Here is a 23,029-nt window from a genome sequence, read left to right as displayed (position 1 = left end):
GTAAACCGCGTGCCATCGGGCAGTTGACCAGGGGATCCTGGGGCGGGCGCACGCCGCCCCGCCGCCCTGCCGCACAACGGAAAGGTGCCACCGTGCCCCTCGTCCCCGCCGACCCCACCGTCCTGCACCCGATGCCCGGCCAGCCCCGCGTGGTGCTCCTCAAGCCGCTGATCACCTCGCCCCTCATCGAAGTGGGCGAGTTCTCGTACTACGACGACCCGGACGACTCGACGGGCTTCGAGACCCGCAACGTGCTGTACCACTACGGGCCCGAGAAGCTCGTCATCGGCAAGTTCTGCGCCCTCGGCGAAGGCGTGCGGTTCATCATGAACGGCGCCAACCACCGCATGGACGGCCCGTCCACGTTCCCGTTCCCCATCATGGGAGGTTCCTGGGCCGACCACTTCGACCTCATCAGCGGGCTTCCGGGCCGCGGCGACACCGTCGTCGGGCACGACGTGTGGCTCGGCTACCGGACCCTGGTGATGCCGGGTGTCCGCATCGGCCACGGCGCGGTCGTCGCCTCCGGCTCCGTCGTCGTCGACGACGTCCCCGACTACGGGATCGTCGGCGGCAACCCGGCCCGTCTGCTGCGCCACCGCTTCAGCGCCGACGACATCGCCCGACTGCTCGAACTGGCCTGGTGGGACTGGCCGTTGGAGCACCTCACGCAGCACATCCCGGCGGTGATGTCGGGCAGTGTCGCCGACCTGGAGGCGGCGGCGCCCCGGACGTAGCCCTCCCAGCAGCTCTGGACTTTCTGTCCAAGGCGTGTACGTTTGGTCCAGAGCTGCTGCGGAAGCCGTCACGGCAGTTGCTGCGGCAGTTGTCACGGCAAGGGAGGGGGCCGCCCCATGAGCGCCGAGAGCGTCGAGAGCACCGAGGGCACCGACGACGTACGCGAAGCCGAGCGCGACGCGATCATCGCCGCCCTCGCCCCGGTGGTCGAAGGCCTCGTCGCCACCTTCGGCTCGCTGTGCGAAGCGGTCGTCCACGACTACCGGCGGCCGGAGAAGTCCGTCGTGGCGATCGCCGGAGCCGTCACAGGCCGCAGCGTCGGCGGCTCGATGAGCGAGATCGGCATGGGCATGCTGGCACGCGGCGACGCGGCGGCCGACGAGCTGAACTACCTCACCCGCACCCAGGACGGAAAGCTGGTCAAGTCGTCCACGATGCTGCTGCGCGACGGCGGCGGCGCGGTGTTCGGCGCGCTGTGCGTCAACCTCGACATCACCGCGGTCCAGCAGGCGAGCGCCCTCATCGGCGAACTCGCGGGCGTGGCGGTGCGGCCGGAGGTGCCGACCACGACGTTCGGCGACGACGTGGAGTCCGTCGTCAGCTCGATCGTCGACAGCCACCAGCTCCGGCAGAGCCGCCCGTGGAGCGAGCTCGACCGCGACGCACGCGTCGAGCTCTTCCGCGGTCTCGACGACCAGGGCGTCTTCGCCGTACGGGGCGCGGTCCCGCAGGTCGCCGCCCGCCTCGGCATCTCCCGCGCCTCCGCCTACAGCTACCTCGCCAAGTCCCGCGCCCAGGGCGCACCGCCGCCCGGGCCCGACACCTCACCAGGAGCACCCGCATGACGAGCACCCCCCTGGTCACCCTCGACGACGTGCGCGCCGCCGCCGACCGGATCAAGGGCGTGGCCCACCGCACGCCCGTCCTCCGCTCGCGCACCCTGGACGCCCGCGTGGGCGCCGAGACCTTCCTCAAGTGCGAGAACTTCCAGCGGATCGGCGCCTTCAAGTTCCGCGGCGCCTACCACGCCGTGTCCCGGCTCACGCCCGAGCAACTGGCCAAGGGCATCGCCTCGTTCTCCTCCGGCAACCACGCCCAGGCCATCGCGCTCGCGGCCCGCGAGCGGGGCAGCAGAGCGGTGATCCTCATGCCGGAGGACACCCCGCTCTCCAAGCGCGAGGCCGCCGAGGGGTACGGCGCCGAGATCGTCACGTACGACCGCTACGCCGGCGACCGCACCGCCATCGGCAGGCAGCTCGCCGCCGAGCGCGACCTCACCCTGATCCCGCCGTACGACCACCCGGACGTCATCGCGGGCCAGGGCACCGCGGCGCTCGAACTCCTCGAAGAGGTGGGGGCGCTGGACGGCCTGGTCAGTCCGGTGGGCGGCGGCGGTCTGATCGCGGGCAGCGCCACGGCCGCGAAGGGCCTGGACGCGCGGATCCGGGTGATCGGCGTGGAGCCGGAGGCGGGCGACGACACCAAGCGGTCCCTGGAGGCCGGCCACCGCGTCTCCGTGCCGGTCCCGCGCACCATCGCCGACGGCCAGGCCATCGAGACGCCCGGCGAGCTGACGTTCCCCATCAACCAGCGCCTCGTGGACGAGATCGTGCTCGTCTCCGACGACGAGATCCGCGACGCGATGCGGTTCGCCTTCGAACGCCTGAAGATCGTCATTGAGCCCAGCGGCGCGACCGGCCTCGCGGCCCTCCTGGCCGGGCGCCTCCCGCAGGTCCCGCCGCGCGTCGGCGTCATCATCTCCGGCGGCAACATCAACACCCGCCGCTTCGCGGAACTCTGCGGCGACTAGACGACTAGGCGCTGTGACAGCCGGGAGGCTCCGCCGGGACCGCCGTGTCCGTGACCGCCTCGACGAACGCGCGGACCCGGGCGTCCTCCTGGCTGGTGCGCCACACCATGGCGCGCTCCATCGGAGGCATGTCGGTGAACGGCAGATAGGTGATGTCGGGGCGCAGTCGGTACGTCGTCATGTCGGCGCCGCCCACCGTGACCGCGCGCCCGGCCGCGACCATGGCGAGGACCTCGGTGAAGGTGTCGCACCGCTCGGAACTGCGGGCGATGGGACGACCGCTGGGCGTCCGGCGGGCGTAGAAGTGGTCGATCCAGTACTCCGGTACGGATGCGGCGAGCGAGGCCCAGGTCTCCCCGGCGAGGTCCTCCACGCACACCGAGGACTGCCGGGCCAGGGGGTTCTCCGACGACACCGCGAGGTGCAGCGTGTGCCGGACGACGACCGGGCCCACGGTGAGGTCCGGCTCCTCCACCGGCAGGGGGATGACGACGATGTCCGCCTCGCCGCTGCGCAGTTGGGCGCAGTGGTGCCGCATCTGGGTCTCGACCACGCGGACCGCGCAGCCGGGGTGACGCTCCCGGAAGACGTTCGCCACGGCCTGGCAGATGTTCCCGGCGAGCACGCCCATGAACCCCACCGTGACCACGCCCTGGAGGCCCCGGACGGAGTTCTTGAACCGGTCGACGGCCTCCTGGATCCCCTGGAAGTGCGGGGCGATGTCGGCACGCAGCCGCTCGCCGGGCCCGGTCAGCGCGACCTTGCGACTGGTGCGTTCGAACAGCGGGACGCCGAAGCGGCGCTCCAGCTTCTTCACGGTCTGGCTGACCATCGCGGGCGACAGCCGCAGCCGCTCCGCCGTGCGGCCGAAATGCAACTCCTCGGACAGCGCCAGGAAGATCTCCATCTCGTACCGTTCCATCCCCCGTGCCTCCCCCTTCAGACGCCGCCCAGCGGGGCGGCGCAGTGCTCCCCCGTAGGCCGAATCCAGCCCACGCGGCCCAACTTTACGCAGGTCAAAGGCGTGAGGTAAGCGGGAGTGAACGTTGGGTTCAGTGCTTCGCCATTGATCCGCTCCGGGCCCCGGAAGGAGGGTTGGCACGTCGGCGCGATCGCCGGGCCGACCGCTTCGCAGCCCTGGGAGACCTCATGGACAAGCTCTTTACCGGCCTGACTCTCGGCAAGCTCGACCTGCCGAACCGCCTCGTGATGGGCCCGATGACGCGCTCGCGCGCCAACGACGCCGGTGAGATGCCCGCCCTCGCGGCCGAGTACTACAGCCAGCGCGCCTCCGCGGGGCTGATCATCAGCGAGGCGACCCAGGTGAGCGCCCTGGGCAAGGGCTACATCAGCACGCCGGGTCTGCACACCGGCGAACAGGTCGCCGCGTGGCGCACGGTGACCGACGCGGTGCACGCCGCGGGCGGCCGGATGTTCGCACAGCTGGTGCACTGCGGCCGGATCGGGCACCCGAGCCTGTACGAGAGCGGCGAAGCGCCCATCGGCCCCTCCGCGATCGCCTCCGGCGAGCGGCTCTTCACGGGAGCGGGCATGGTGGACCACCCGGTGCCGCGCGAGATGACCCCCGCCGATCTGGAGCGCACCCTGGGCGAGTTCGTCGAGGCCGCCCGCAACGCGATCGACGCCGGGTTCGACGGCGTCGAGGTGCACGCCGCCAACGGCTTCCTGCTGCACCAGTTCCTCTCGGACAACACGAACCGGCGCACCGACGCGTACGGCGGCCCGGTCGAGAACCGCATCCGCTTCGTCGTCGAGGTGATCGAGGCCGTCGCCGCCGCCGTCGGGCCCGAGAAGGTCGGCGTCCGCCTCTCCCCGGGGATCACCTTCAACGGCATGGCCGAGAGCGACGCCGCGGCGGTCTATCCGGCGCTCGCACGGGCCCTGCGGTCCACGCCGCTGGCGTACCTGCACGTCCTGGAGATGGTCACGCGCGACATCACCAGGGCGATCCGCGGCGAGTGGCGCGGCACGCTCCTGCTGTGCGCCCACCCCACGCCCGAGTCGTTCCCCTCGACCCCCGAGACCGGCGCCGCCGCGGTCGAGGAGGGCATCGCCGACGCCGTCGTACTGGCCACCGCGTGGCTCGCGAACCCGGACCTGCCGGAGCGCATCAGGCAGGGCGGCCCGTACAACGAGGCCGACTCCACGACGTTCTACGGCGGCGACCACCGCGGCTACACCGACTACCCGACGCTCGGCGCCTGACCGTCCCCCGCCTCCGCGGCACCACCGCACCACGGCCGGACCACACCCCCGTACAGAAGGAGCGCCGCGATGCGCGCACTGTTCCACGGACCACAGGGACTTCACCTGGCGCCCGCCCCGGACCCGGAGCCCCGGGACACGCAGGCGCTCGTCGAGGTCGCTGCCGTCTCCCTCAACTTCGGCGAACTGGCCTTCCGTTCGCCGGACACACCCGCGGAGCACATTCCCGGCTGGGACGCGGCGGGCGTCGTCCGCAGACCCGCCCGCGACGGCTCGGGTCCGCCCGCGGGCACCCGCGTCGTCGGCTTCGGCTGGTCCGGCGCCTGGGCCGAGCTGCGCGCCGTCGACACCGCGGACCTCGCGGTCGTCCCCGACGCGGTCGACCTGGGCGCGGCCAGCGCGCTGCCGGTCGCCGGGGTCTCCGCCCTCCAGGCGGTGCGGCGTCTCGGCGCGGTCGAGGGCCGTCGCGTCCTGGTCACCGGCGCGTCCGGGGGCGTCGGCCGCTTCGCGGTGCAGCTCGCCGCGCTCGCGGGTGCGCACGTCATCGCCTCGACGGGCAGCCCGGAGCGCGCCGCGGGCCTTCGCGAACTCGGCGCGGCGGAGACGGTCCAGGGGCCGAAGGGCCTGACCCGGCCGGTGTACGGCGTCCTGGACACCGTGGGCGGAGCACAGCTGGCCGAAGCGTTCTACCGGATCGAGGACGACGGTGTCGTCCAGGCCGTCGGCCGGGCGTCCCGCGAACCCACCACCATCGACTTCGAGCTGGCGGGCACGAGGTCGGCGCGCGGGCGCCTGGAGAACTTCAACGTCACGGCGCCTTTCGGCAAGGACCTCGACCACCTCCTGGGCCTGTTGGAGGAGGGCCGCCTCGACCCCCAGATCGGCTGGCGCGGCCCGTGGGAGGCCGCCGCGGAAGCCGCCGACGCCCTCCTCGGCCGCCGCGTCCGCGGCAAGGCCGTTCTCGACGTGAAGGAATCCCCGGCGGACCGATGACTCCGCCCGGCCCGCCCGCAGGCCATCGGGACCATGTCCCTGCGGGGCGGCTGCCTCCCGTCGGGGCCTGTCCGGCAGCTGCCGCCGGACAGGCCCCTGGTGCGCGGCTCAGCGCTTCAGCGTGAAGGTGAAGCCGTCGGAGACCTTGCCGGTGAGGCGGACCGCGGAGACGAGCTTCCCGTCCGTGATCAGCCTCTCGACCTCGGCCCGGGAGAGGCCGCAGCCTTCGGCGATCAGCCGCACCGGCCGGAGGGGTATCCGCGCCGCGAAGCGGACCGATATGTCGACCGCCTCGCGGTCCAGATGGTCGGATCCGCCGGTGTCCAGACGCCAGGCGCCGTCCCAGTCGAGGGCGACACGGTTGCGGCGCCGCAGGAGCGGATCCTGGAGCAACTCGGCCGCCAACGAGGGGTCGTTGGCGTGCAGCCGGTCGAGCAGCTCAGGCCGTACGGAGCGCACCTGCGCCCGCTCGAAGACCGTGAGCTTGGCCGTGTCCCCGCACGAGGCGCAGAGCACGAGGAGCCAGGCGTCGATGAGCTTGTGGTGGGCGTTGACGCGGAACTTGCCGTTCGCCCGGAAGCGATCGGACGCGCACGCGTGGCAACGGCGGAGGACGAGCGGAAGGCAAGTGGGCATGACAACCCAGGTGTTGAGCACAGAAGTACACCGGTTCCCGTGAGAAGACCGCAGCAGAAAGGAGCGCGGCGCACAGGTGCGACGCGCGACGCATCAGCGCTCGGGGGGTCTCACAGGGTGTACAACGGCACGTCCTTGCCTGGGCCATCTGGTCCGGCAGCACCGTAGTGGGCCGCGACGGCGCCGCTCCACCGATTTTCGAACGGCTAGCCCGACCCGGCCGCCGCCACCAGGGCCGCGCCCGCCCGGGTGCGCGCGTACAGCACCTGGCGGCCCGCCCGGTGCGCGCTCACCAGGCCCGCCGTGCGCAGGAGCGTGAGGTGCTGGGAGACGCCGCCCGGGGTGAGGCCGGTGCGCCGGGCGAGGGCGGTGGTCGACGCCGGCGCGGCCAGCTCGGCCAGGAGGGTCGCGCGGGAGCGGCCCACCACCCCCGCGAGGGCATCGGAGACCGGGACGGGCCGGGACTCCCAGAGCGTGCCGACCCCTCGCGGCGGATAGCGCAGCGAGGGCTGCCACGGCTCGTTGAGGACCGAGAAGACGCGCGGCCACACGAAGGCGGACGGCACGAGCAGCAGACCCCGGCCGTCCAGGGGGCGCGAGCCGCGGGCGGTGCGGTGCTCCAGCTGGAGCGTGCCGCCCGCCCAGGCGACCTGCGGATCGAGATCGGCGAACAGCTGCCGCGCGCCGCCCGCCACCAACCGGCCCGCCCGATAGCGGATGTCGTTCTCCAAGAGGGTGAGGATCCGCGACCAGTACGGGGCCAGGGCCAGCTCCCAGTACGCCTCGATCGCGTCCGAGATCCGGCCGAGCTCCCCGGCCGGATCCGCGCGCAGCGCCGCCATCCGCGCGGGCGGCACGTCGGCCTTCGTCCGCAACAGCGCCGGGGGAGTGGCCCGTACGGTCGCCAGCTCCACCGCGAGCGACGGCAGCGGCGTCGTGGGCGGCGGGCAGAGGAAGCCGGGGACGTAGCCCGCCCACGGAGGACGCGGCGGGACGGGGACGAGGTCGAGCAGCGGGGACAGATCGGCGTCCGCGGCGGCCAGGCGCGGCCGCACCTGCTCCACCCACGCACGGTGCAGGCCCTGTTCGTCCGCGCCCTTCAGCACCCGCACGCTCGCCACCACCTCCCACAGCGGCGACAGCGCGAAGCGCGTGCGGACCACGTCCTCCATGCCGAACTCGATCTCGATCATTCAGCTCAGGCTAAATCAGTGGGCGGGGCCCCTGTGATCGCGCACCGTGTCGCGCATGAACCCAGCCTCCGGCTCCCCGTGGCGCGTACGCGACTTCCGTACGCTCTTCGCGGCCAGCGCCCTCAGCCACCTCGGCACCAACGTCGGTCATGTGGCGGTGCCGCTCCTCGCCGTCACCGTCCTGGACGCGGGGCCCGGCCAGGCGGGCGCGCTCGCCGCGCTGTCCACCGCCGCGTTCCTGCTGATCGGGCTGCCCGCGGGGGCGTGGGTCGACCGGCTCCCGGCGCGCCGCGTCCTGGTGGCCGCCGACGCCGCCCGCGCGGTGCTGCTCGCCTCCGTCCCGGTCGCCTGGTGGCTCGACGCGCTCTCGCTGCCGCAGCTGTACGCGGTCGTGCTCCTGAACGGCTGCGCCACCGTGTTCTTCGACGTCGGCTCGCAGAGCGTCCTGCCCGACCTCGTCGGCCGGGAACGGCTCGTCCCGGCGAACACCGCCGTCGTGAGCCTCATGGCGGGCGCCAACATCGCGGGCCGGGGCGCGGGCGGCTTCCTGGTGCAGCTCCTCACGGCCCCGCTGGCGGTGGCGGGCGGCGCGGTGGCCTACCTCGCCTCCGCGGCGGGCCTCACCGGCGTCGGCCGCGGGCGGCCGTCCCCGGAGCCGAAGGGCGACCGGCGACGGCTGCGGGCTGAGGTCGGTGAGGGCCTGCGGCACGTCTTCGGCAGCCGCGAACTGCGCGCCCTCGCCCTCACCGCCGCGCTCGGCAACCTCGGCGCGCAGCTGGTCAACGCGATGCTGCCCGTCCTGTTCACCCGCGAACTGGGCCTGTCGGCCGGGGCGCTCGGCCTCTACTGGGCGGTCGGCGGCGTGGGCCTGCTGCTCGGCGCCGCCTCCGCCCGCCGCCTCGCGGCCCGGCTGGGGCACGGCCGTGCCCTGGCGCGCGCCGGGCTGTGGTGCGCGCCCGCGACCCTGGCCGTGGCGCTGATCGGTCAGGGGCCGTGGCTCTGGGTGGCGGGCGCGGGCTGGCTCACCGCCACCGTGAAGACGGGCATCGACAACGTCCTGGGCGTCACCCTCCGCCAGCAGCTGACCCCGGACCCGCTCCTCGGCCGTATGAACGCCACCTTCCGGTTCCTGCTCACCGGAGCGCTCGCCGTGGGCTCGGTGCTCGCCGGAGTGCTCGGTGAACTCGCGGGCGTCCGCGTGGCGGTTTGGGCGGGCGCGGTGTGCATGGCGTGCGCGTTCCTGCCGGTCTTCCGCTCGCCCCTGCGGACGCTGCGGCAGCTCCCGGAGGCACCGGCCCCGCCCCGGCCCGCGGCACCGGCGGCGCTCACAGCCAGCGCCGCGCTGCCTCGACCGTGTCGCCGCCGTTGCTGTTGAACGCGATGGCGGCCTGCGGCGCGTGACGGTGGATCAGATTCACGATCTGCTCGAACAGTGGAAGGAGCGGCTCGGTCTTGCGGATCCCGCCGCCGACGACCACGACGTCCCACGGGCGCTCGGTCAGGGACTTGACCAGGGTGGGTTCGGCCGACTCGTCGAAGACGACCACCGACTCGGCCGCGTCGATGCCGAGCTCGGCGAACCGGGAGAGTTGCCCGTCGAGCACCGCGCGCACGGCTTCCGCGTCGACACCGGGAATCGCTTGGGGGTCGTAGCCGACTACGAGTACGCAGGACATGTGATCAATCTACCGAGCCGGTCAGGGCCCGCTCCGGCGGGTGCCCTGCCGAACCCCCGGCCCCGACCTGCGCGCCTGGCGTGCCCAGGGACGGCGTCCGCTGTGCCCACCGCACGACGAGGGGTGCCGCGAGGCCCGTCACGGCGAACAGCGCGCCCACCACGTACCAGCCGGGGCGTCCCCATGTGACGCAGAGGGAGATGAGCAGGGCGGGGCCGAGGCCTTCGGCGAGACCACCTCGTGGGCCGGGGCATGCACCGCCTCCACCGGTGCGCCGTCGCCGAGTGCGCCACGGCCTTCGCCGACACCTCCCGTACGGGACGCCGCCGTTACTGCTCCCACCCGTGCGCCAACCGCGACGCCGTACGCCGCCACCGCGCACGCGCCGGCTCCCGCCCGCCGTCCAGGTGAGGCCCGGGCCGCTGGAAGCCCGGGTCGGCGTCTAGTGCGTAGGCACCAGAAAGCGCGCGTGGCTGGTCCGGGCGCACCAGCACAAGACGGCGGCAGGGAACGATGCCTGGCGAGGCGCCGGAAGGAAGGGTGGAAGGCGCGCGAATTCCGCGCCTTCCCCTCTACCCAGTGGCGTCTGGAGTGATCAGCACGTGGCGACCTTTCTCTACCGCGTCGGACGGTGGGCCTTCCGGCGGCGCCGGCTCGTGGGCTGTCTGTGGCTGGGTGCCCTGGTGCTCGCCCTCGCGGCCGCCGCCATGGCCCCGGCCGCGGAGGACGAGGACCTGTCCATGCCCGGCACCGAGTCGCAGAAGGCCTTCGACCTGCTCGACGAGCGCTTCCCGCAGAGCAACTCCCAGGGCGCCGAAGCCCGTTTGGTCTTCCGGGCCCCGGACGGCCGGCGGGTGACGGCCGAGGAGAACAAGGCCGCCGTCGAGGACGCGCTCGGCCGACTGGACGGGGGCGACCAGGTCGCGTCGGCCACCGACCCCTATGAGACCGGCGCCGTCAGCAAGGACGGCACCATCGCCTACTCCACGATCACGTACACCGCGGACGCGGCCGGCCTGACCGGACCGACGAAGAGCGCCCTCGAGGGCGCCGCGAGCCGGGCCCGGGACGCGGGACTGACCGTGGAGATCGGCGGCTCGGCCCTGGAGGCGGAGGAGTCACCGGGCGGTACGACCGAGATCGTCGGCGTGGTGGTGGCGGCGGTGGTCCTCGTCCTCACCCTCGGATCGCTGGTCGCGGCCGGACTGTCCCTCCTCACCGCCTTCGTGGGCGTGGCCATCGCCTTCGGCCTGGTCTCCGCCCTCGCCGTGCCGTTGGGTCTGACGTCCACCGTCGCCATCCTGGCGCTGATGCTGGGGCTCGCGGTCGGCATTGACTACGCGCTCTTCATCACCTCCCGCTTCCGCGACGAGCGCGCCCGGGGCAGCGAGCCGGAGGAGGCCGCGGGGCGGGCCGTGGGCACGGCCGGGTCCGCCGTCGTCTTCGCCGGCGCGACCGTCTTCATCGCCCTGGTCGGCCTCGGGGTCGTCGGCATCCCCGAACTCACCAGGATGGGCCTGGGCGGCGCGGGCGCCGTCGGCCTCGCCGTGCTCGTCGCGCTGACCCTGACGCCCGCGCTGTTCGGCTTGTTCGGGCGCCGCGTCCTGTCCCGCGCCGTCCGCAAGGCGGCCCGGCCGGGCAGCGAGCACCGGGCGCCCGCGGCGGCCGGCCGGCCAGGCCTCGGCACCCGCTGGGCGCGGTTCGTGCTGCGCCGCCCCCTGGCCGTGCTGCTGATCGCGGGCCTCGGCCTCGGCGCGCTCGCCCTGCCGGCGCTGAGCCTCGAACTCGGCCTGCCCGGAGACGAGTCCAAGTCGGTGGAGACCACCCAGCGCCGCGCCTACGACCTGCTGTCGGAAGGCTTCGGCCCCGGCTTCAACGGCCCGTTGACCGTGGTCGTGGACACGTCGAAGGCCACGGACCCCCGGGCCGCGGCGGACCTGGTCGGCACGACCCTACGGGGAGTGGACGGGGTCGCCTCGGTCGGTTCCCCGGTGCTCAGCCCGGCCGAGGACACGGCCGTCCTCACCGCCGTCCCGCGGACCGCGCCGAACAGCGGCGAGACCAAGGACCTGGTGCAGGCGATCCGGAGCGCGGCCTCCGACGTCGAGGGCGACACGGGTGCCGACGTCCTGGTGACCGGCAAGACCGCGATGAACATCGACATCTCCGAAGCCATGTCCGACGCCCTCCTTCCCTATCTGACCGTGGTCATCGGGCTCGCGGTGCTCCTCCTCACGGTGGTCTTCCGCTCGCTCCTGGTCCCGGTCAAGGCCGCGCTCGGCTTCCTGCTGTCGGTGGGTGCCGCCTTCGGCGTCCTCGTCGCCGTCTTCCAGTGGGGCTGGGCGGCGGACCTGATCGGCATCGAGCAGACCGGACCGGTGATGTCGCTGATGCCGATCCTCATCATCGGCATCGTCTTCGGGCTCGCCATGGACTACGAGGTCTTCCTCCTGACCCGCATGCGGGAGGTGTACGTGCACGGCGCGTCCCCCGGCGAGGCGATCGTCAACGGATTCCGGTACAGCGGACGGGTGGTGGCCGCGGCGGCGGTCATCATGGTCAGCGTGTTCGCCGGATTCATCGGGATGAGCAACCCGACCATCCAGACGATGGGCGTCGGCCTGGCCGCCGCCGTCGCCTTCGACGCCTTCGTGGTCCGGATGGCGATCGTGCCCGCGGTCCTGTCCCTGCTCGGCCACCGGGCCTGGTGGCTGCCCCGTATCCTGAACCGCGTGCTGCCGAACGTGGACATCGAGGGCGAGAAGCTGAGCACGCGTGCCCAGGGCTCCACGACCGCGCATGACGTGACCGCGCATGACGCGACCGTGCATGACGTGACCGCGCATGACGCGACCGTGCCGGAGTCCACCGCGCCGGGCGCGGCGGTGCAGCGGCTCCCCGTCGGCCGGCACCGGCACTGAACCGGCCATGACGAACACGGCGGATGGCGGCCCGCGACCACGCGCCACGTGGTGGCGGGAGGCAGCGGTCACGGCGACGGCGTTCACGCTCACCCTGCTCGGCGGTGTGCTGAACGACGAGGGCAGCGCACTGGCACCGCCCTCGGCCGCCGCCTGGCTCATCGCCGTGGTGTCCTGTGCCGTGCTGCCGCTGCGGCACCGGGCGCCCCTGGCCGCCATGGCGGTCACCACCGTGAGCGGCGCCCTCGCACTGCCCTTGGGGCTCCTGCTGAGCCCGCTCATCGTGGCGCCCGCCGTGATCACCGCCTACTCCTACGCGCTCGCCGCGCGCAGTGAACGGCGGGCGGCGGGCGCGGTGCTGCTCATCTCCGCGGCGCTGCTCGTCGCCTCCACCCCCTTGTTCGGGGACCTCTCGTGGAAGGACGCGAGCAGGGTGGGAGCGGTGGCTGCGTTCCCGCTGGTGGCCGGAGTGCTCGGCAACTCGGCGCAGAACCGCAGGGCCTATCTGGCGGCCGTGGAGGAGCGGGCCCGGCGGGCCGAGGAGAGCCGGGACAGCGAGGCCCGCCGACGCGTGGCCGAGGAACGGGTGCGCATCGCACGGGAGTTGCACGACCTCGTGGCCCATCAGATCACCCTGGCCAACGCACAGGCCACGGTCGCCGCCCACCTCTTCGACACCCGCCCCGAGCAGACCCGCAAGAGCCTGCGGGAACTCGTCGAGACCACCGGCGACGCGCTCGACGACCTGCGGGCCACGGTCGGTCTGCTGCGTCAGTCCGGGGACGCGGCCGCGCCCGCCGAACCGGCGCCCGGCCTCGCCCGCCTCCCCACGCTCCTCGAATCCTTCCGCCGCGCGGGTCTGGAGGTGTCGGTGCACCAGGAAGGCACGGCCAGGCCGCTGCCGCCGGGCGTGGACCTCACCGCCTACCGCATCGTCCAGGAGGCCCTGACCAACGTGACCAAGCACGCAGGCACCGGCAGCGCCCGGGTGCGCCTCGCCTGGAACCGCGACCGCGTGACGCTCACCGTCGCGGACGACGGAGCGGTCGACAGCGCGGATGGTGCAGCGAACGGCGGAGCAGGCACCCGGCCGAGCGCGACCACGGCCGCGGACCGCCCGCCCGGCTACGGTCTGATCGGGATGCGCGAACGCGCCACCGCGGTCGGGGGACACCTCTCCGCGGGCAGGCGCCCGGAAGGGGGCTTCCTCGTCTCCACCCAACTGCCCCTCCCGCCCGCCAAGCGCGACGAGCGGCCGGGCGCCGCGGAGGACGGGCCGACGGGCGGCGGGCAGGGGGACGCGCCGTGACCCTCCGAGTGCTGCTCGCCGACGACCAGGCCCTGCTGCGCGGTGCCTTCCGGCTGCTCCTCGACTCCGCCGACGACATCGCCGTGGTCGGCGAGGCCGCGGACGGCAGGGAGGCGGTGAGACTCACCCGGGAGCTGCGCCCTGACGTGGTCATCATGGACATCCGCATGCCCGAGACGGACGGTCTCACCGCCACCGCGGAGATCTGCGCGGATCCGGAGCTGCGGGGCAGCCGCATCCTGATCCTCACCACGTACGAGACCGACGAGCACGTCGCCCAGGCGCTGCGGGCGGGGGCCGGTGGCTTCATCGGCAAGGGCATCGGGGCCGAGGACCTGCTGGACGCCGTGCGGACGATCGCGGACGGCGAGACCCTGCTGTCCCCTGCCGCGACCCGCTCCCTGGTCGCCCGTTTCCTGGCCACCCCGGACGCCGCCCCGGCACGCCACTCCGACCGGATCGCCGTGCTCACCCCGCGCGAACGCGAGATGGTGGCCCTGGTCGCGACCGGCCTGTCCAACCAGGAGATCGCCGAGCGGATGTTCCTCAGCCCCTTCACCGTCCGCGCCCACGTGCAGCGCGCCATGACGAAGCTGGAGGCCCGCGACCGGGCGCAACTCGTCGTCATCGCCTACCGGACGGGCCTGGCCCACGCGGACCCCGACGACGCCTCCCGCTAGCGCGCCTTCTCGACCAGGCCGTCGCAGAAGGCGGCGACGTCGTCGCCGATGAGTTCCAGGACTCCCTTGCCGGTCGCCGCGCCCTCCTCGAAGAAGTCGACGATCCCTGCGAGCGGGTCTCCGTCCGGCAGGCCGACCGGTCCGACCTTGAAGAGGTACTTCTGCATCTCCTTGTAGACGATGCGGTAGTCCGGCGGCAGGGCCTGGACCCGCGCCATGTGCGCCCGCCACTGCCTCTTGCCCCGGACGATGTCCTGGATGCTCACGTCAGCCCCCTAGCCGGCCCAGTTTCCTCGCGACGTTCCTGTTCAACTGCTCGCGCCACCGGTCGTGATGGCCGTGAGCCCCTTCCCCGCCGGCCAGTGCCGTGCAGAAGCCGGCGATGTCGTCGCCGAGCACCTCGTGGACGCTCCGCCCGTCCGCCGCCGTCTCTTCGAGCAGCCCCAGGGCGTCGTCGAGCATCGGCATCAGGTTGCGCCCCGTGAAGTCCGCGTGGGGAGAGGCATGGAACGTGATCTGTTCCCACGCCGCCCGGTATTCGGTCGGCAGTGCCTGCGCCCGGTCCTCGTACGCCTTCCATTCCCTGGTCAGGTCACTGCCCGTGACGGTCTGCCAGAAGCTCATCGCCCGCCCTCCTTGAGCTTGTCGATGCGTGCGGAGAGGTACTCCCACTTCACCCAGAACGCGGCGAGCTCTTCGCGCCCCGCGTCGTTGAGCGCGAAGAACTTGCGCGGGGGGCCCACTCCGGAGGGACGCTTCGTCACCTGGACGAGTCCGTTCCGCTCCAGACGCACCAAGATGGTGTACACCGTCCCCTCGGCGAAGCCGAGTTCGTTGAGGCGGCGCGTGGTGGTGTACCCGTGGACCGCGGGAGGGTGCGTCTCAGGTCACGGCAGGGCGGCGAACGCGGGCAGCGTCAGGGCTGAGTGGGCCGGTCGTAGCGGTGCGGAGGGGAGGGTGACGAGGTCGCGCAGCATGGCGTCGCGCTGCTCCAACGCCTGTGCCGTGGTGGGGAAGAGGGTGGCCCCACCGCTGTCGACCAGGGCCTGGTTCATGGCCACGAAGGCGCGAACGTCACGTTCGTAGGCGGCGAAGGCCGCGGTGTGGTCCCGGTGCGCGGCCAGGGAGTGGGCGAGCATGTAGGCGCCGACGAGCGCGAGGCTCGTGCCCTGCCCGGTGAGGAACGAGGGGGCGTACGCGGCGTCGCCGACGAGCGCGACGCGGCCCTGTGACCAGTGCGGCATGCGGATCTGCCCGGCCGTGTCGAAGAACAGGTCGTCCGCCTCGCGCATGGCGTCGACCAGGCCCGGGACCTCCCACCCCGCGCCCGCGAAGACCCCGGCGACCAGGTCCCGCTGGGCGTCGGGGTTCCGCAGGGCGCCGAGCGGCGGCTGCGGCCGGTGGAAGTTCAGGAAGGCGTGCAACTCGTCGTGGTCCCCGACGGCGTAGAGGGCGGCGGCCCTCCCCGGGGTGTTCCACAACACGAGCTCGCGGGAGAGTCCGAGGGTGTTCGGCATGGTGAAGATGGCGAAGCAGTAGCCGAGGTAGCGGTGGAAGCGCTCCTCGGGGCCGAACAGGGACTCCCGGGTGTGCGAGTGCATGCCGTCGGCGCCGACCACCAGGTCGAACGTGCGCTGTCGCCCGCTGCGGAACGTGACGTCGACGCCTCGCGCGGACTGGTCGAGGGTGTCGATGGAGTCGCCGAACAGGAATTCCACGTCGTCGCGGACCAGCGCGTGCAGGAGCGCCGCCAGATCTCCCCGGCGCACCTCGATGTCCTGGCCCTCGACGCTGCCGACGACGGCGCTGGGCTTGAGCGACACCACGGTGCCGCCGTCGGCGTCGAGGAAGGTGCAGCGGCGCGAGTCGATGTGCGCGTCCCGCAGCCGCGGCAGGATCCCCATCCGCCGGACCACCTCGATGGCGGTCCCGCGGACGTCGATCGGATAGCCGCCGTCGCGGAGCGCGTCCGCCTTCTCCACCACGGTGACCGCGCACCCGGACCGGTGCAGCCAGTACGCGAGGGCGGGCCCGGCGACGCTGGCCCCGGAGATCAGCACGGTGCGTCGGACGCGTACGTCGTCGGGCAGGCCGGTGGGTGTCATGCCTGGGTTCCCTTCTTCGTGAAACGGATGACGAGCAGGGACAGTGCGGCGATGAGCCCGGCGACGGCGAAGCCGGCGGCGAAGGCCGATTCGGTCGGCAGGCCCGTCGCCGGGTCGGCCCCGGAGTCGAGGATCGCGCCGCCGACCTGGACGCCCAGAGCGATGCCGATCACGCGGGTCACCACCAGCAGACCGGTGGCGATGCCGGTGTCCTCGGTCTCGACGGCGGTGGCGGCGCGGGTGAGCAACGCCGTGTTGCCGAGGCCCGCGGCGATCGCGATCAGCACCTTGGCGAGAACGAGCTGCCACGCCGCGGTGTGCAGCGCGGCCAGGGCGATCGTCGTCGCCGCCGTGACGAGGGCGCCCACAACGAGCACGGTCCGCAGACCGAACCGCCGTGCCGTGACGCCGCCGACCGAGTCGCTCACCGCCCCGGCGACGGCGCCGGGCAGCAGGAGCAGTCCGATGTCGGTGGTGCCGAGGCCGAAGCCGTACCCCTCGGCCGGGAGCGCGAACAGCTGCGGCAGCAGAAAGGTCACCATCCCGAAGCCGGCGGTGAGGATCAGGGTGAGCACGCACGCATGCCACATCGCGGGCTTGGCCAGCATGCGGAGGTCGACCATCGGCGAGGCCGCCCTGCGCTCGACGGCGACCCATCCGGTCGCGAGGGCGGCCACGGCCACCGCGACGGCACCGGCCCCCAGCGGCGGAAGCCCCGCGCCCGTCACCCGTACGAGCCCGAGCATGAACACGAGCAGCGTGCCGCTCAGGAGCACCACACCCGGCCAGTCGATCCGGTGCTCGGACCGGACCGGCGGATCGGACGGCATCAGGTGGGCCACGGCCACCGTCGTCGCGACGACCACGCTCGTCGGCAGCGCGAACATCCAGTGCCAGGACAGCCCTTCCGCGAGCGGCCCGGCGATCAGCGTGCCCACCATCCCGCCGCCCGTGAACAGCGCCATGACCAGGCCGATCGCAAGCCGTGACGCTCCTGCCGCGAGGTGCTTGCGCACCAGGATGAAGGAGAGGGGCAGCGCGCCGACCATGACGCCCTGCAGCACCTGACCGAGCAACAGCACCGGCAGGTTCGGCGCGAGCGCCGCCAGCAGACCACCGGCCGAGACCACGGCCATCAGCCGGATCAGGACCCGCTTCCCGCCGTAGCGGTCGCCGAGTTTGCCCGCGACGGGTGCGACGACCGCGCCGGTGATGAGCAACGTATTGCCGATCAGCGCTCCTTCGGCCGGGCTGACCCCCAACTCGCGTTGCAGCTGGGGGAGCGCGGGCTCCACCACGGACTGCAGCGTGCCGAGGGCCAGTGCCAGGACGCCGAGGGCGCCGATCGACCACCTGCTGACGCGGACCGGGGAAGCCACGGCTTCACATGTCGCCACCTGCTGATCACTCCAGACGCCGCTGGGCCAAGGGGAACGCGTGAAGTCCACGCGCTTCCCAGACTTGCCTCTGGCGTCCGGCCGGGCATCGTTCCCTGCCGCCGTCTTCACCTGGTGCGCCCGGACCAGGCACCCCCACCTCCTGGTGTCAGCGCACTACAGGGTCAGTCGGCCAGGCGCTCCTCGATGAGGGCCTTGAAGTCCTCGTAGGAGGCGGGCGTCGCGACCAGCTCGCCGTCGACGACGAACGTCGGGGTGCCGCGCGCGCCGAGCCCGAGACCGTCGCGCTGGTCGGCCTGGACGCGTCCGGCCGTGTCGGGGTCGGCGAGCGCCGCGTCGAACTTGCGCATGTCCAGGCCGAGTTCCTCGGCGTAGCCGCGGAAGACGTCCTCCTTCCAGTCCTGCGACTCGCCCCACTCCTTCTGGGTGGTGAAGAGCTTGGTGTACATCGCTTCGAACTCGCCCTGCCGGGCGGCGGCCTCGGCGGTGCGGGCGGCGAGCTCGCCGTTGCGGTGGCCGGGCATGGGGAAGTAACGGGCCACGAAGGTGACCCGGTCGCCGTACTCCTCGCGGAGCTTCTCGACGACCGGGTACATCGCGCCGCACCCCTCGCACTCGAAGTCGAGGAACTCGACGACGGTCAGCTCGCTCTTCTTCGGGTCGGTGAGGCGGTGGCTGTCCGCGCGCACGGCCTTCGGCTCGGCGGCGGGCCGCACGTCCGTGCCGCCGCTGCCGCCGCCGTCGGAGACCAGCAGGGCGGTGCCGAGGACGGCGGCGAGGACGGCCGCGATCACGGCGGTGACGATCAGGTTGCGCTTGAGCTTGTTCATGGTTCCTTGGTGCGGAGTGCTGGGAGGGGGTCGGTCACGGAGGGGAGGCGGGCCCGGGGGCCGTCCTCACACCGCCTTGCCCCCGGTGCAGGCGGCCCCCGGCTCCGGGGTCTGCGCGCCCTGCACGTACTTGTCGAAGAACGCGTTCACCCGCGGATCGGAGGCGGACGTCACGCTCAGCTGCTTGCCCCAGGCGGACAGGGTGAGGGGCGCGGACTGCTCGGCGTACGGGCTCATCAGCGAGTACGGGGTCTTCTCCACCCTCGCCTTGAGGGCGCGCACTTCGGAGTCGTCGGCCTTGTCGCTGTACGTGACCCAGACCGCGCCGTGCTCCAGGGAGTGCACCGCGTTGGTCTCGTCGATCTCCTTGTCGTACAGGTCGCCGTCGCAGTTCATCCAGACGGGGTTGTGGTCGCCGCCCGCCGCCGGGGAGCTCTTGTAGTCGACGGGCGTGGTGACGTGGTTGCGGCCCAGGTCCTTGAAGGACTTCTCGCCCTTGATCGGGGCGGCCGCCGCGCGCTCCTGCTCCTTGTCCCGGGTCGCGGAGCGGTCCACGAGGTACCAGCTGCCCGCTATCGCGCCGACCATGACGACACCGCCGCACGTCCAGGTGGCGATGCGGTACCGACGTTGGCGCGCCGCCTCGGCGCGGCGCAGCTCCTCGATCTTCGCGCGGCGGTCGGCGCGCTGCTGCTTGGCTCCTGCAGAACCCATGGCATGTCCTTGTCCCCGCCGCACGGAGGCGTGCGGCGGTGCGTTGCGACTGGTCGGCGGCCTGCGCGCCGACGGTCGCGGCGGCAGGAGGAAACGGCGGGCACGGCCGTACGGCGACGGGCGCCGGGCCGTGCGGAGGGCCGCTCCTAGGTCCGCTGGACCTGCAACTGATGGATGCCGGGGGTGGGCGCGGGAGCGTCCGGCGCCCCGCGCGCGGCCGCGGACTCCGCCACCCAGGGGGCGGCGGTCACGTCCGTCGACAGCGGGAGCGGCCCCGGCGCGGCCTTGGCCGTGGCGACGGCGGCTCCGGCCGCCGGGCGGCAGTGCGCCTCGCCGGGCCCGTGCTCCAGGTCGGGGCAGGTGTGTTCCCGACCGGATAGAACGTTCGTACTAGTCGCGAGAGAGGTTGTCCCACTCGCCAGGGGCGCGGCGGAGGTGACCGGCGGGGGCGCCGCCGCGTTCGACGCGTGGCCGCACACCGGCAGCATCCACACCAGCACGGCGAAGAGGGCCGCACAGCGCACCACGAGCAACGGAGCGGCGCGTCTCGCCGCGCTCCCGGTGCCCCGCCGCCGATTGCTCATCGCGGAGATCGTAGCCAAGGCGCTCCCGGGCCGGGGAGAGGGGCCGCGCCCAGGCGGTCGGTGACGCAGGTCACAGGCGGCCGGTGTCACGCTCGCGGCTCGGGCCGTGTCCTATGGGCGCCCGCAACGAGAGGAGCATCGCCGTGAAGGCCATGATCGTGTGTGTTTCCGTGTCGCACGGCAACACGAAGAAGGTCGCCGACGCCATGGGGCAGGCCCTGGAGGCCCCTGTCGTCGCCCCCGAAGACGTCGACGCCGCGGAGCTGGCCACGTGCGACCTCGTGGGGTTCGGCTCGGGGGTCTTCTCGATGGCCCTCCACCCACGGCTGCGTGAGTTCGCCGCGTCCCTCCCGAAGGGGGAGCGCCGCAGCGCGTTCGTGTTCGCCACCAGCGGGTTTCCCGAAGCGCCTTTCCGGCCCTTCACCCGGCCCCTGTTACGGCTCCTCGAGCGGCGGAACTTCGACGTGGTCGACACCTTCTCCTGCCGGGCCTGGGACACCGCGGGTCCCTTCAAGCCCGTCGGCGGCATCAGGAAGGGGCGGCCCGACGCGGCCGATCTGGAAGCGGCGCGGGCGTTCGCCGCGGGCCTTCCGGGGCGGATCGACGAGACGTCGTTGCGGGGTCCCCAGAGGGCGTAGCCCCTGTCGCGGGCTTTGCCGTTCCTTTACAGTGACTGTAGAAGCGAGCGCCACGTCGGCGCTCGCCGACCTCGATCCACACACACGTCACGAGAAGGAGCCACAGACCCGCGATGGGTGAGCCTCCCAGTACCAGCCGTGCCATCCCCTGCCCGCAGCCAGAGGTTGAGGGAACGGGGGTGGCACGGTGACCGAGGTCCTGCTGCTGCTCCTGGCCCTGCTCCTGACGCTCGCCTGTGCCGTGTTCGTGGCCGCCGAGTTCTCCCTGACCACCGTCGAGCGCGGTGATCTGGAACAGGCCGCCGCGGCGGACGAGCGGGGCGCGCGGAGCGCCCTGCAGGCCGTGCGGAGCCTGACCTTCCAGCTCTCCGGCGCGCAGCTCGGCATCACCGTCACCTCCCTGGTGATCGGCATGCTCGCCGAGCCGTCCCTCGCGGCCCTGCTGCGCGGGCCGCTGGAGAGCGCGGGCCTCGGCGGGGCGGCCCCGTCCGTGGCCACGGTCCTCGGGGTGGTCCTTTCCACCGTGGTCCTGATGGTCATCGGCGAGCTGGTGCCGAAGAACTGGGCGATCTCGCGCCCGCTGGCGGTCGCCAAGGTGGTGGCCGGTCCGCAGCGCGGCTTCACCGCGGCGTTCGGGCCCTTCATCCGGCATCTGAACAACACCGCGAACCGGTTCGTACGCCGCGTCGGCCTGGAGCCCGCCGAGGAGCTGGCCTCCGCCCGCACCCCGGACGAACTGGTCGCCCTGGCCCGGCACTCGGCCGCGGAGGGCGCCATCGAGCACGACTCCGCCGAGCTGTTCGTCCGCACCCTGCATCTGAGCGAGCTGACCGCCGAGAACGTGATGACGCCACGCGTGGACGTCCGCGCCCTCGAGGTCCACGCCACCGCGCAGGACGCGGCGAACCTCACCCACGCCACCGGCCTGTCCCGCTTCCCCGTCTACAGCGACAGCCTCGACGAGGTCGTCGGCAGCGTCCACATCCGCGACGTCCTCGCCCTCGACCCGGACCGGCGGCGGCTCACACCGGTCACCGACCTGGCGACCGAGCCGCTCCTGGTGCCGGACAGCCTGCCCGCCGACCGGCTCCTGGAGCGCCTGCGGGCGACCAGGACCATGGCCGTCGTCATCGACGAGTACGGCGGCACCGCCGGGGTCGCCACGGTCGAGGACATCGTCGAGGAGGTCGTGGGCGAGGTCCGCGACGAGCACGACCCCGAGGAGGCCCCCGACCTGGTGGCCGCGGCGGCGGACCGGGACGGCCGGGCGGCGTGGGAGGCCGACGGCGGCGTCCGCATCGACCAACTCGACGCCATCGGCCTGACCGCGCCCGACGGCCCGTACGAGACCCTGGCGGGACTGATCGCGACCCGGCTCGCCCGCATCCCCGCCCAGGAGGACGGCGTCGACGTCGACGGGTGGCGGCTGACCGTCCTGACGGTCGAGCACCACCGCGCCGACCGCGTGCGGATCCTCGCGCCCGCCGCGCTGCCGGTCATGGAGGACGCCCGATGACCACCGTCCAGCTCCTCATCGGCGCCCTGACCCTGCTGACCAACGCCTTCTTCGTCGGCGCGGAGTTCGCCCTGATCTCCGTACGCCGCAGCCAGATCGAACCCCGGGCCCGCGGCGGCCACCGCCGGGCCCGCGTCACGCTGTGGGGCATCGAGCACATCTCCGCGATGATGGCCACCGCCCAACTCGGCATCACCGTCTCCTCGCTGGTGCTCGGCGCAGTGGCGGAACCGGCCATCGCCCACCTCCTGGAGCCCGCCTTCGAGGCGGCCCGCGTCCCCGGCGCGCTCGTCCACCCCATCGCCTTCGTCATCGCCCTGGCGGCGGCGACGTATCTGCACATGCTGATCGGCGAGATGGTCCCCAAGAACATCGCGCTCGCCGCCCCCGTCCCGACCGCGCTGATCCTCGGCCCGCCCCTGGTCGCCCTCACCCGCGCCCTGCGGCCCCTGGTCTTCGGCGTCAACGCCTTCGCCAACGCCCTGCTGAGGCTGCTGAGGGTGGAGCCGAAGGACGAGGTCGAGGCCGTCTTCACCGACGACCAACTCGCCCGCATGGTCGTGGACTCCAGCCAGGCGGGCCTGCTGTCGAGCGCGGACGGCGAGCGGCTGCGGGACGCCCTGGAGCTCGGCACGCGCCCGGTCGGCGAGATCCTCGTCCCGGTCGCGCGCATGCGCACCGTCGACGAGGCCGTCACCCCGGCCCGCCTCCAGCAGGTGGCCGCGGCGGCCGGCTTCTCGCGCTTCCCGGTCACCGGCGCGGGCGGGGCCCTGCTCGGCTATCTGCACATCAAGGACACCCTCGGCGTCACGGACCGCGAACAGCCCTTCGCCCGCGCCGTGCTGCGCCCGCTCACGCGGGTCAGCATCGACACCCCGCTCGACGACACCCTCACCGCGCTGCGCGCCACGGACAGCCACCTGGCCGCCGTCACCGGCGACAAGGGCACCGTCATCGGATTCGTCACGATGGAGGACGTCCTGTCCGAACTCGTCGGCCCCGGCCCCGCCGTCCCGGCCGACGTGTGAGCGGTGGGTCACACGCCCGAGGGTTGAACGGGCCA

23 protein-coding genes and 2 pseudogenes are annotated in these 23,029 nt (G+C 73.0%); 13 read left to right on the top strand and 12 right to left on the bottom strand.

Annotated elements, in window-relative coordinates; all coding sequences use genetic code 11:
- The first annotated feature begins 131 nt into the window (after nt 1-131).
- The 3 genes from CP982_RS05450 to CP982_RS05440 all read left to right on the top strand — a co-directional run bounded on the left by CP982_RS05450 (nt 132) and on the right by CP982_RS05440 (nt 2,548).
- Complete coding sequence (locus CP982_RS05450; protein ID WP_221514680.1) at nt 132-737, top strand: CatB-related O-acetyltransferase; 606 nt, start codon at nt 132-134, stop codon at nt 735-737.
- A gap of 117 nt (nt 738-854) precedes the next feature.
- Entirely contained in the window at nt 855-1,583 is a 729-nt protein-coding gene (locus CP982_RS05445; RefSeq protein WP_150509435.1) for a helix-turn-helix transcriptional regulator, read from the top strand.
- Nucleotides 1,580-2,548: a pyridoxal-phosphate dependent enzyme gene (locus tag CP982_RS05440; protein ID WP_150509434.1), complete on the top strand. Its 969-nt coding sequence runs from the start codon at nt 1,580-1,582 to the stop codon at nt 2,546-2,548. The genes CP982_RS05445 and CP982_RS05440 overlap by 4 nt, the downstream gene beginning before the upstream one ends.
- Nucleotides 2,549-2,552: 4 nt before the next feature.
- On the opposite strand, the gene CP982_RS05435 is transcribed toward CP982_RS05440, so the two are convergent.
- On the bottom strand, nt 2,553-3,470 hold the full coding sequence (locus CP982_RS05435) for a LysR family transcriptional regulator (protein ID WP_170316369.1): 918 nt from the start codon (nt 3,468-3,470) through the stop codon (nt 2,553-2,555).
- Nucleotides 3,471-3,697: 227 nt separating this feature from the next.
- On the opposite strand from CP982_RS05435, the gene CP982_RS05430 reads away from it, so the two are divergent.
- Nucleotides 3,698-4,774, top strand: coding sequence for an alkene reductase (locus CP982_RS05430; RefSeq protein WP_150509433.1), 1,077 nt, complete (start codon nt 3,698-3,700; stop codon nt 4,772-4,774).
- 69 nt (nt 4,775-4,843) lie between these two features.
- A complete protein-coding gene (locus tag CP982_RS05425) occupies nt 4,844-5,767 on the top strand; it encodes a zinc-binding dehydrogenase (RefSeq protein ID WP_150509432.1) in 924 nt (307 codons plus the stop codon).
- 108 nt (nt 5,768-5,875) lie between these two features.
- Here the strand turns inward: CP982_RS05425 and CP982_RS05420 are convergent, their stop codons facing one another.
- Nucleotides 5,876-6,424, bottom strand: coding sequence for a DUF1062 domain-containing protein (locus CP982_RS05420; RefSeq protein ID WP_150509431.1), 549 nt, complete (start codon nt 6,422-6,424; stop codon nt 5,876-5,878).
- A gap of 185 nt (nt 6,425-6,609) precedes the next feature.
- A complete protein-coding gene (locus tag CP982_RS05415; RefSeq protein WP_150509430.1) occupies nt 6,610-7,596 on the bottom strand; it encodes an ArsR/SmtB family transcription factor in 987 nt (328 codons plus the stop codon).
- A gap of 55 nt (nt 7,597-7,651) precedes the next feature.
- Between CP982_RS05415 and CP982_RS05410 the strand changes: the two genes are divergently transcribed.
- A complete protein-coding gene (locus tag CP982_RS05410) occupies nt 7,652-8,971 on the top strand; it encodes an MFS transporter (protein ID WP_150509429.1) in 1,320 nt (439 codons plus the stop codon).
- Here the strand turns inward: CP982_RS05410 and CP982_RS05405 are convergent.
- Nucleotides 8,922-9,272 (bottom strand): hypothetical protein, encoded by a 351-nt coding sequence (locus CP982_RS05405; RefSeq protein WP_150509428.1) that lies wholly within the window; start codon nt 9,270-9,272, stop codon nt 8,922-8,924. The two genes, CP982_RS05410 and CP982_RS05405, sit on opposite strands and share 50 nt — an antisense overlap.
- Nucleotides 9,273-9,506: 234 nt before the next feature.
- On the opposite strand from CP982_RS05405, the pseudogene CP982_RS05395 reads away from it, so the two are divergent.
- From CP982_RS05395 to CP982_RS05380, 4 genes and pseudogenes are all read left to right on the top strand, one after another.
- A pseudogene (locus CP982_RS05395) lies at nt 9,507-9,683 on the top strand (CGNR zinc finger domain-containing protein); the annotation flags it as partial.
- A gap of 191 nt (nt 9,684-9,874) precedes the next feature.
- Nucleotides 9,875-12,193, top strand: coding sequence for an MMPL family transporter (locus CP982_RS05390; RefSeq protein ID WP_150509427.1), 2,319 nt, complete (start codon nt 9,875-9,877; stop codon nt 12,191-12,193).
- 7 nt (nt 12,194-12,200) lie between these two features.
- The gene (locus tag CP982_RS05385) at nt 12,201-13,502 is read left to right on the top strand and encodes a sensor histidine kinase (protein WP_150509426.1); all 1,302 of its coding nucleotides are present in this window, start codon (nt 12,201-12,203) and stop codon (nt 13,500-13,502) included.
- Entirely contained in the window at nt 13,499-14,182 is a 684-nt protein-coding gene (locus tag CP982_RS05380; RefSeq protein WP_150509425.1) for a response regulator transcription factor, read from the top strand. The genes CP982_RS05385 and CP982_RS05380 overlap by 4 nt, the downstream gene beginning before the upstream one ends.
- Here the strand turns inward: CP982_RS05380 and CP982_RS05375 are convergent.
- The 8 genes and pseudogenes from CP982_RS05375 to CP982_RS05340 all read right to left on the bottom strand — a co-directional run bounded on the left by CP982_RS05375 (nt 14,179) and on the right by CP982_RS05340 (nt 19,812).
- Entirely contained in the window at nt 14,179-14,448 is a 270-nt protein-coding gene (locus tag CP982_RS05375; RefSeq protein WP_150509424.1) for a DUF1048 domain-containing protein, read from the bottom strand. The genes CP982_RS05380 and CP982_RS05375 overlap by 4 nt on opposite strands.
- Before the next feature lies 1 nt (nt 14,449).
- A complete protein-coding gene (locus CP982_RS05370) occupies nt 14,450-14,806 on the bottom strand; it encodes a DUF1048 domain-containing protein (RefSeq protein WP_150509423.1) in 357 nt (118 codons plus the stop codon).
- Nucleotides 14,803-15,045: pseudogene (locus CP982_RS05365) on the bottom strand (PadR family transcriptional regulator); the annotation flags it as partial. The pseudogene CP982_RS05365 and the gene CP982_RS05370, both read right to left, overlap by 4 nt.
- A gap of 24 nt (nt 15,046-15,069) precedes the next feature.
- Complete coding sequence (locus CP982_RS05360; RefSeq protein WP_150509422.1) at nt 15,070-16,287, bottom strand: FAD-dependent monooxygenase; 1,218 nt, start codon at nt 16,285-16,287, stop codon at nt 15,070-15,072.
- Complete coding sequence (locus CP982_RS05355; protein WP_229878855.1) at nt 16,284-17,666, bottom strand: MFS transporter; 1,383 nt, start codon at nt 17,664-17,666, stop codon at nt 16,284-16,286. Before CP982_RS05355 ends, CP982_RS05360 begins: the two co-directional genes overlap by 4 nt.
- Nucleotides 17,667-17,848: 182 nt before the next feature.
- A complete protein-coding gene (locus tag CP982_RS05350; protein WP_150509421.1) occupies nt 17,849-18,514 on the bottom strand; it encodes a DsbA family protein in 666 nt (221 codons plus the stop codon).
- Between the two features lie 66 nt (nt 18,515-18,580).
- The gene (locus CP982_RS05345; protein WP_150509420.1) at nt 18,581-19,228 is read right to left on the bottom strand and encodes a thioredoxin-like domain-containing protein; all 648 of its coding nucleotides are present in this window, start codon (nt 19,226-19,228) and stop codon (nt 18,581-18,583) included.
- 146 nt (nt 19,229-19,374) lie between these two features.
- On the bottom strand, nt 19,375-19,812 hold the full coding sequence (locus tag CP982_RS05340; RefSeq protein WP_150509419.1) for a hypothetical protein: 438 nt from the start codon (nt 19,810-19,812) through the stop codon (nt 19,375-19,377).
- Nucleotides 19,813-19,964: 152 nt separating this feature from the next.
- On the opposite strand from CP982_RS05340, the gene CP982_RS05335 reads away from it, so the two are divergent.
- The 3 genes from CP982_RS05335 to CP982_RS05325 all read left to right on the top strand — a co-directional run bounded on the left by CP982_RS05335 (nt 19,965) and on the right by CP982_RS05325 (nt 22,994).
- Entirely contained in the window at nt 19,965-20,450 is a 486-nt protein-coding gene (locus CP982_RS05335; RefSeq protein ID WP_242785946.1) for a flavodoxin family protein, read from the top strand.
- Between the two features lie 187 nt (nt 20,451-20,637).
- Entirely contained in the window at nt 20,638-21,966 is a 1,329-nt protein-coding gene (locus CP982_RS05330; protein WP_150509417.1) for a hemolysin family protein, read from the top strand.
- On the top strand, nt 21,963-22,994 hold the full coding sequence (locus tag CP982_RS05325) for a hemolysin family protein (RefSeq protein ID WP_150509416.1): 1,032 nt from the start codon (nt 21,963-21,965) through the stop codon (nt 22,992-22,994). The genes CP982_RS05330 and CP982_RS05325 overlap by 4 nt, the downstream gene beginning before the upstream one ends.
- The last annotated feature ends 35 nt before the right edge of the window (nt 22,995-23,029 follow it).

Origin of the sequence: Streptomyces spectabilis, from assembly GCF_008704795.1 — a bacterium.
GTDB classification, from domain to species: Bacteria; Actinomycetota; Actinomycetes; order Streptomycetales; family Streptomycetaceae; genus Streptomyces; species Streptomyces spectabilis.
Note: the sequence above shows the minus strand (reverse complement) of the source record. Positions and strands in the feature narration are given on the sequence as shown.